Source organism: Streptomyces sp. Isolate_45, from assembly GCF_024721315.2.
Classification (GTDB): Bacteria; Actinomycetota; Actinomycetes; order Streptomycetales; family Streptomycetaceae; genus Streptomyces.
The window spans coordinates 117-8,121 of record NZ_JANFAK020000255.1 but is presented as its reverse complement, the minus strand read 5'-3'; the positions used below and the strand labels follow the sequence as shown (position 1 = coordinate 8,121).

General features: G+C 73.5%; 4 protein-coding genes and 1 pseudogene. All 5 read left to right on the top strand.

All coding sequences use genetic code 11. From position 1 onward, the window contains the following. Positions 1-271: 271 nt before the first annotated feature. On the top strand, positions 272-1,426 hold the full coding sequence (locus tag NOD94_RS38950; RefSeq protein WP_281210981.1) for a hypothetical protein: 1,155 nt from the start codon (positions 272-274) through the stop codon (positions 1,424-1,426). Positions 1,427-1,551: 125 nt separating this feature from the next. Continuing rightward, a complete protein-coding gene (locus NOD94_RS38945; RefSeq protein ID WP_281210980.1) occupies positions 1,552-3,186 on the top strand; it encodes a serine/threonine-protein kinase in 1,635 nt (544 codons plus the stop codon). A gap of 104 nt (positions 3,187-3,290) precedes the next feature. After that, the gene (locus NOD94_RS38940) at positions 3,291-4,922 is read left to right on the top strand and encodes a succinic semialdehyde dehydrogenase (RefSeq protein ID WP_281210979.1); all 1,632 of its coding nucleotides are present in this window, start codon (positions 3,291-3,293) and stop codon (positions 4,920-4,922) included. A gap of 66 nt (positions 4,923-4,988) precedes the next feature. Beyond that, entirely contained in the window at positions 4,989-6,863 is a 1,875-nt protein-coding gene (locus NOD94_RS38935) for a GMC family oxidoreductase (protein WP_281210978.1), read from the top strand. A gap of 165 nt (positions 6,864-7,028) precedes the next feature. Continuing rightward, positions 7,029-8,005 (top strand): annotated as a pseudogene (locus NOD94_RS38930) (hypothetical protein); the annotation flags it as partial.

Here is an 8,005-nt window from a genome sequence, read left to right as displayed (position 1 = left end):
TTTTTAAAAATTTTAGTTTTTTTATTAGTTTTGTTATTCTTTTCGGGGGGGGGCCACGGCACCGCCCCCGACGCCCGCAGGCCGCCGTCCCGGACCCGGCGCCGACGCCGGCCTCCCGGTGCCGTCGCCCGTCGCTCCGCCCGTCGCTCCGCCCGTCGCTCCGCCCGTCGCCCAGCGACTCACTCCGTCCGCCGCCGGCTGGGACGCTCCCGGTGGGCACGGCGGTGGTCCGCGCACCGGGTTGGACGCCGAGCGGGCGCGGCAGACGCGGATGGCCGTGGTCGGGGCGGTCACCGAGCGGTGGGCGCCCGAACAGGCCGGGCCCGTGCACGGGCACTGGCAGCTCGCCGCGCCCGTCGGTCCCGCCACCGACCTGTGGGCGCTCGGCGCGTTGCTGTACCGGGCCGTGCAGGGCCACGCCCCGTACCCCGAGGACAGCGTGGCCGAACTCGTCGAGATGGTGTGCGCGGAGGCCCCCGCGTTCGCCGAGGAGTGCGGCCCGCTGCGCCCGGTCGTGGAGTCGCTGCTGCGCCAGGACCCCACCGAGCGGCCCGACTTCGAGGAGCTCCGCGGCTGGCTGCGTTCCCTCGTGCGCTCCGCCCCGGAGCCCGACGGCGACTTCGGCGTGCTCCCGATGCCGGAACCCGACCCCGCCCGCCTGCCCCTCCCGCGCCGGCGCGGCGAACTGCACGGGCGGCACCGCAACCCGGCCGCGCCGCGCAAGCCGCGCGCCCTCGGCCGGACCCTGCTGGTCGGGGTCCTGGCCGTGCTCGCCGGTGCCGTGGCGTACGCGATGCTGTTCATGCCCCGGTCCGGGGAGCCGCAGGCCGGGGGGCAGCAGCCGACGGCGGCGCAGAGCCCGAAGCCCTCCGCCCCGGCACCCTCCGGGAGCGGTCCGGCGCGGCCGGAGCCGAGCCGGACCCCCGCCGGAACCCCGGAGTCCAAGCCCGCCCCGCAGACGGACGCGCCCGCCCCGCAGGGCTTCACCGTCCAACAGGACCCCGCGCACTTCTCGATCGCGGTCCCGGACGGCTGGGAGCGGCAGACGATCAACGAGGCCGGTCAGGTGCGCTACGTCCAGGGTCAGTTCACCCTGATCGTGGTGCCGGGCCGGGACCAGGTGGAGGGTGGCAATCCGGATCCGGTGGGCTACCAGAAGGACAAGGAGCCGGAACTGGCCCCGTACCGCAACTCCACCTGGGCGTCCGGCGGCGACGTGAAGTCCACGAAGGTGGGCCAGCAGTTGCGGGTCACCGGCCGGTACACCTGGATCGACGCGGCGGGCCGGTCCCTGTTCGCGCGGAACTTCGTCGTCGCGCTCGGCGGCAAGTACCACATCGTCATGGTCACGGGTCCGGAGGACAACCAGGACAAGGTCACCGACGTCTTCGAGAAGGCCACGGCGAGTTACAAGTCCGGGGGTTGACAAGAGACTGACGGCCTGTCAATACGGCAATTGCGTCACAGTGCTGCCCTACCGCCCCCGCGTGGTTTCGGCTCTGGCCGCAGGCTCCGTAATCTGGCCCGAAGTGCACAGAGCGGCGGGGTTTCGTGGAACAGCAGACAGGCGCGGGTGCGGTGCTCGCGGGCCGGTACCGGCTCGTGGAGCCCATCGGCAGTGGCGGCATGGGCAAGGTGTGGCGTGCGCACGACGAGCTGCTGCACCGGACCGTGGCCGTCAAGGAACTGACGGCGGGTCTGTACGTGGCCCAGGCGGACCGTGAGGTCCTGCACGCCCGTACCCAGAAGGAGGCGCGGGCCGCCGCACGGATCCAGCATCCGGCGGTCGTCACCGTGCACGACGTGCTGGAACACGACGACCGGCCGTGGATCGTCATGGAGTACATCGACGGCCCCTCCCTCGCCGAGGCCGCGAAGGCGGCGGGCCGCATCGAGCCCATGGAGGCCGCCCGGATCGGGCTGCACGTGCTGGGCGCGCTGCGCGCCGCGCACGCGGTCGGCGTGCTGCACCGGGACGTGAAGCCCGGCAACGTGCTGCTCGCGAAGGACGGTCGCGTGCTGCTGACGGACTTCGGCATCGCCGCGATCGAGGGCGACTCCTCCATCACCCGTACCGGCGAACTCGTCGGTTCCATCGACTACCTGGCCCCGGAGCGGGTCACCGGCGGGGCCCCCGACCCGGCCTCCGACCTGTGGTCGCTCGGCGCGACCCTGTACACGGCCGTCGAGGCCCTCTCGCCGTTCCGGCGGACCTCGCCCATCTCCAGCCTCCAGGCCGTCGTCAACGACGAACCGCCCGCCCTGCGCCAGTCCGGCGCCCTGGGCCCGGTCATCACCGCCCTGTTGCGCAAGGACCCCGCCGAGCGCCCCTCGGCGGCCGAGGCCGAGCAGATGCTGCTGCAGGCGATGGAGGGTCGGGAGCCCAGGGCCGCGCACGCGTACGTGCCCACCCGCGCGGTGACCGCCGAGGAACGCGAGCCCCAGGAGGAGACCCCCCAGGCACCGCCGGAGCCCGCGCCCGCCGGCCCGCCCGCGACCACCACCGCCCCCGTGCCCGCGACGGCCCCCACCGGGCCCGCCCCCGGGCGGCTCAAGCGGGCCGCCGCCGTGGCCGTGGTGGCGGCGCTGCTGGGTGGCGGCGGCGTGTTCGGCGTACTGACCTGGCTGGACAGATCCGACGACGGGACCACGGGCAAGAGCGGGTCGACGCCCTCGGCCGGTGCGCCCGACGTCGCCGGGTCCGGCGGCGACGCCGCGACCAAGCCGGTGCCGGCGGGCTGGAAGCGGGTCACGGACGAGGAGGGGTTCACGCTCTTCGTCCCGGAGGGCTGGCAGCGCCTGATGAACGGCAACCAGATCGACTACACCCCCGACAACGGCCGCCACGTCCTGCGGATCGCCATCGACACGACCCCGGACTACCCGAACCCGTACATGCACGTCCTCGACTTGGAACGCCAGGTCAAGCAACGCATGGACTACAAGCGCGAGATCCTGCGCCAGAACAACTTCCAGGACACCGCCCTCGGGGCCCAGTGGGACTTCAGCTGGACCGAGAAGGTGCAGTTCCCCGGACCACGCCGGGCCATCGAGCAGATGTACATGACGCCCGAGGGCGTCGAGTACGCGATCTACATGGCCGGGCCGGTCAGCGACTGGACGGAGCTGCGCCAGCAGTTCAACACCGTGCTCAGCGGTTGGCAGGCCGCGCCCAAGAAGGGCTGATCGCGCCACACCGCACCCAATGCGCCAGTGTTTGCTGGCAGACTTGGCAAAATCCGGTTACCCACGGGTACCCAAAGGCCTCCCGGCGGAATACGCTCACCGCCATGACGGACTCGCAGGCCCCCGCCGCCCCCCTCCGCAGCGCACCGCAGCCCACCAACCCGGTCGCCCCCGCCCCGGCAGGCGTCCGTACGGCCGCCGACGTGGTGACCCCCGACCTGGTCGCCCGGCTGACCCGCGGAGTGATCGGCTCCGGCCGGACCGCCAACCACACCCCCTTCACCGGGGACAAGCTGGCGGACCTGCCCGAAGCCACGCCCGAGGACGTGGCGGAGGCCTTCGAGAGGGCCCGCGCCGCACAGGGCGCCTGGGCCGCCGTTCCCGTACGCCGGCGTGCGGCCGTGCTGCTGCGCTTCCACGACCTGGTCCTCGACCGGCAGGCGGAGGTGCTCGACCTCATCCAGCTGGAGACGGGCAAGGCCCGCCTGCACGCCCACGAGGAGGTCCAGGCCGTCGCGGTCGCCGCCCGGCACTACGGCCGCAAGGCGCCCTCCTACCTGCGCCCCAAGGGTCACACCGGCGCGATGCCGACCCTCACCAAGGTGACCGAGCTGCGCCAGCCGCGCGGGGTCGTCGGCCAGATCGCCCCCTGGAACTACCCCCTCGAACTCTCCGTGGGCGACGCCCTGCCCGCCTTCGTCTCCGGCAACGCCGTCGTCATGAAGCCCGACACCGAGACCGCCCTCACCGCGCTGTGGGCCCGTGACCTGCTGATCGAGGCCGGACTGCCCGCCGAGGTCTTCCAGATCGTGCTCGGCGAGGGCCCGGTCGTCGGACCCGAGGTCGTCCGCCACGCCGACTACGTCTCCTTCACCGGCTCCACCCGCACCGGCCGTGAGGTCGCCCAGGGCGCGGCCGCCCGCCTCGTCGGCGTCAGCCTCGAACTCGGCGGCAAGAACGCCATGCTCGTCCTCGCCGACGCGGACGTGGAGAAGGCCGCCGCGGGCGCCGTCCGCGCCTGCTTCTCCTCCGCCGGCCAGTTGTGCATCTCCATCGAGCGGCTCTACGTCCACGCCTCGATCGCCGACGAGTTCGTCGAGCGCTTCGCCGCCCGCACCAAGGCCATGCGGCTCGGCAGCGCCCTCGCCTACGGCGCGGACATGGGCTCGCTGGTCGGCGAACGCCAGCTGGAGACCGTCCAGCGGCACGTGGACGAGGCCGTCGCCAAGGGCGCCACCCTCGTCGCGGGCGGCGTCGCCCGCCCCGACCTCGGCCCGCTCTTCTACGAGCCCACCATCCTCGACGGGGTCGAGGCGCCGATGGCGGTCTGCGCCGAGGAGACCTTCGGCCCGGTCGTGTCCGTCTACCGCTTCACCGACGAGGACGAGGCCGTCGACCGGGCCAACGCCACCAGCTACGGCCTCAACGCCAGCGTCTGGACCAAGGACGCCCGGCGCGGCCACTCCGTCGCGGCCCGCCTGCGCACCGGGACCGTCAACATCAACGACGGCTACGCCCCCGCATACGGCAGCGCCCAGGCACCCATGGGCGGCATGAAGGACTCCGGCCTCGGTCGCCGCCACGGCTCCGAGGGCATCCTCAAGTACACCGAGGCGCAGACGGTGGCCCACCAGCGCCTGCTGCCCATGGCCCCGTCGCTGGGCATGGACGACGCGCAGTACGCGCGGTTCATGACGCGCAGCCTCAAGGTCCTCAAGGCGCTGCGGCTCCGATAGGACGTCCGTCCGGGCCGTCCAGGCCCCTCCGACTTCGCCAGGCGCGACCGATTGGGAGGCACGGGAGTGTCGTACGAGAACGACGGCGGCCGCGGAGGCGGCCCGGAGGACGGCTACGACGAGGACGGCTACGACTACGACGTCCTCGTCATCGGATCGGGCTTCGGCGGGGCCGTCTCGGCACTGCGGCTCACCGAGAAGGGCTACCGGGTCGGCGTCCTGGAGGCGGGGCGCCGCTTCACCCGCGAGAGCCTGCCCCGCAACAGCTGGGACCTGCGGAACTACCTGTGGGCGCCGGCCCTCGGGCTGTTCGGAATCCAGCGCATCCACCTGCTCGGCAACGTGATGGTCCTCGCCGGAGCGGGAGTGGGTGGTGGCTCGCTCAACTACGCCAACACCCTCTACGTGCCTCCCGCGGCGTTCTTCGAGGACCGGCAGTGGGCGTCCATCACCGACTGGCGCGCGGAACTGGCCCCGTACTACGACCAGGCCAAGCGGATGCTCGGCGTGCGGCTCAACCCGACGCTCACGCCCTCCGACGTCCACCTCAAGGCGGCCGCGGAGAAGATGGGCGTCGGGGACTCCTTCCACATGGCCCCGGTCGGCGTCTTCTTCGGCGACGGCGAGGACGCCGGGGGTGCCGGGGGTGCCGGGGGTGCCGGCGGAGCGGCGCAGGGGCGGCGGGTGCGGCCCGGTCAGGAGACCGCGGACCCGTACTTCGGCGGGGCCGGGCCTTCGCGCCGGGCCTGCACCGAGTGCGGCGAGTGCATGACCGGCTGCCGGCACGGCGCGAAGAACACGCTGAACGAGAACTACCTGCACCTCGCCGAACGGGCCGGCGCCGTCATCCACCCCATGACCACCGTCACGGCGCTCTCCGAGCACCCCGACGGCGGCCACCGGGTCCGCACCGTCCCCACCGACCACCGCCGCAAGGGCCGGGCCAAGGTGCTCCGGGCCCGGTACGTGGTCGTCGCGGCGGGCACCTACGGCACCCAGACCCTGCTGCACACCATGAAGGACCGGGGTGAGCTGCCCCGCCTCTCCGACCGGCTCGGCGAGCTGACCCGGACCAACTCCGAGGGCCTGGTCGGCGCCCAGACCGACGACCGCCGCTACCGCAGGCGGCACGGCGGCGTCGGGCGGGTCGACTTCACGCGGGGCGTCGCGATCACCTCGTCCGTCCACCCCGACGCCGACACCCACATCGAGCCCGTCCGCTACGGCAAGGGCTCCAACGCCATGGGGTTCATGACCATCCTCCAGGTGCCCTACGGCGCGCACCGGGTGCGGTCCTGGTTCGCCCGCACGGCCCGGCACCCCGTGCAGCTGATGCGCGCGCTGTCCAACCGGCGCTGGTCCGAGCGGACGATCATCGGCCTGGTCATGCAGTCGGTGGACAACTCCCTGACGACGTACCGGAAGCCCGGCGGCATCGGGAAGGGCCTGCTGACCGCCCGGCAGGGCCACGGCGCCCCCAACCCCGTACAGATCGAGGAGGCGACGCGGGCCGCGAGCCTGCTGGCCGAGGAGATCAACGGCTTCGCGGGGAGCAACATCGGCGAACTGATGGGGACCCCGTTGACCGCGCACTTCCTCGGCGGCTGCCCCATCGGCGCCTCACCGCGGGAGGGTGTGGTCGACCCGTACCACCGACTGCACGGGCACCCGGGCATCTCGGTCGTCGACGGCTCGGCGGTCTCCGCGAACCTCGGGGTCAATCCGTCGCTGACGATCACGGCTCAGGCCGAGCGGGCGATGTCGTACTGGCCCAACAAGGGGGAGCCGGACCGGCGGCCCGCGCAGGGGGAGGCGTACGTACGGCTGGCGGCGGTGGAACCGAACCGGCCGGCGGTGCCGAAGGAGGCCTTCGGGGCGCTGCGGCTGCCGTTCCTGGCGGTCCCGGACGTGCCCCGCAGGCAATCGGAACCGGAGCAATGACGACGGTGAGCACCGCGCTCCCCCTCCGAGCGCGGTACTCACCGCAGTACATGAGTGACAGGCGGTCGCCGGAGAAGGTTGTACCGGAATCCCGTTCACACGGCTGTGGTGTCGGTCACACGGTGAAGTGCGCAACTGTGAAGGCCGTCCGGCGGTCAAGGGTGCATGAGACAGCGCATCGCCCTGCTGGCCGTGTGCGGCCTGTTCGCCGCAGGGCCGGCCGTCCCCTCCGCACACGCCGCGGAACCGGTGTTCCGGCTGACCGGGCCGGCCGCGCTGACCCTTGTGACGCACCCCGCGACGGGGGTTCCGCAGCCGACGCCGCTGGCCTTCCGCCTGGACCTGCCGGGCACGGGCGAGGACCTCGGGGCGGAGGGACCGTACGGCGCGGACGACGCGTTCGGCGCGGACGACGCGCCCGAGGCCGATGGGGTGGACGCTGCGCAGGGCGCGGCGGCAGCCGCCGGATTCCGCGGCGGTGACGTCACCTTCACCGTCGACCTGAGCGGCGTCAGGGGAGTGGCGGGCGTCCGCGAGGGCGGGCCCGCGCCCGTGGGGCGGTGCAGCGTCGCCGGCTCCGGCCTCGTCTGCGCCGAGCGGGAGGCCCGCCCGGGCACGAGCGTCGCCCTGGACCTGGAGGTCACCGCCGAACAGGGCGCCGGCGCCGGCGCGACCGGCACCGTCACGGTCACCGCCGGGGTGGCCGGTGTCACCGTCGCGACGGCCGTCACCCGGGTCACGGTCGGCGGCCCCGACCTGGTCGTGGAGGAACTGCGGCTCAAGCGGGACCCGAAGCCGGGCGAGAGCCAGCCGCTGCCGCTCGCCTTCGCGAACCGGGGCACGGGCCCGGCCCGGGGCGTGGTCCTCGAACTCACCACCACCCGCGGCCTCGACCTGGCGGAGCGCTACGACAACTGCGCCTACCGCACCGGACCGACCGCGACCACGGCGCTGTGCACCGTCGACGGCGACTTCGCGGCGGGCCGGGAGTACGAGCTGGCCGGGGAGTCGCCGCCGGAGGGGGAGTCACCGCTCCACCTCAGGGCCGCCCCGCACGCCCGCACCGAACTGCTCGGCTACGGCGTCACCCCGGCCGACCCGGGGCGCGCCGCGCGGTCGCCCGCGGACCGGCCCGCGCACGG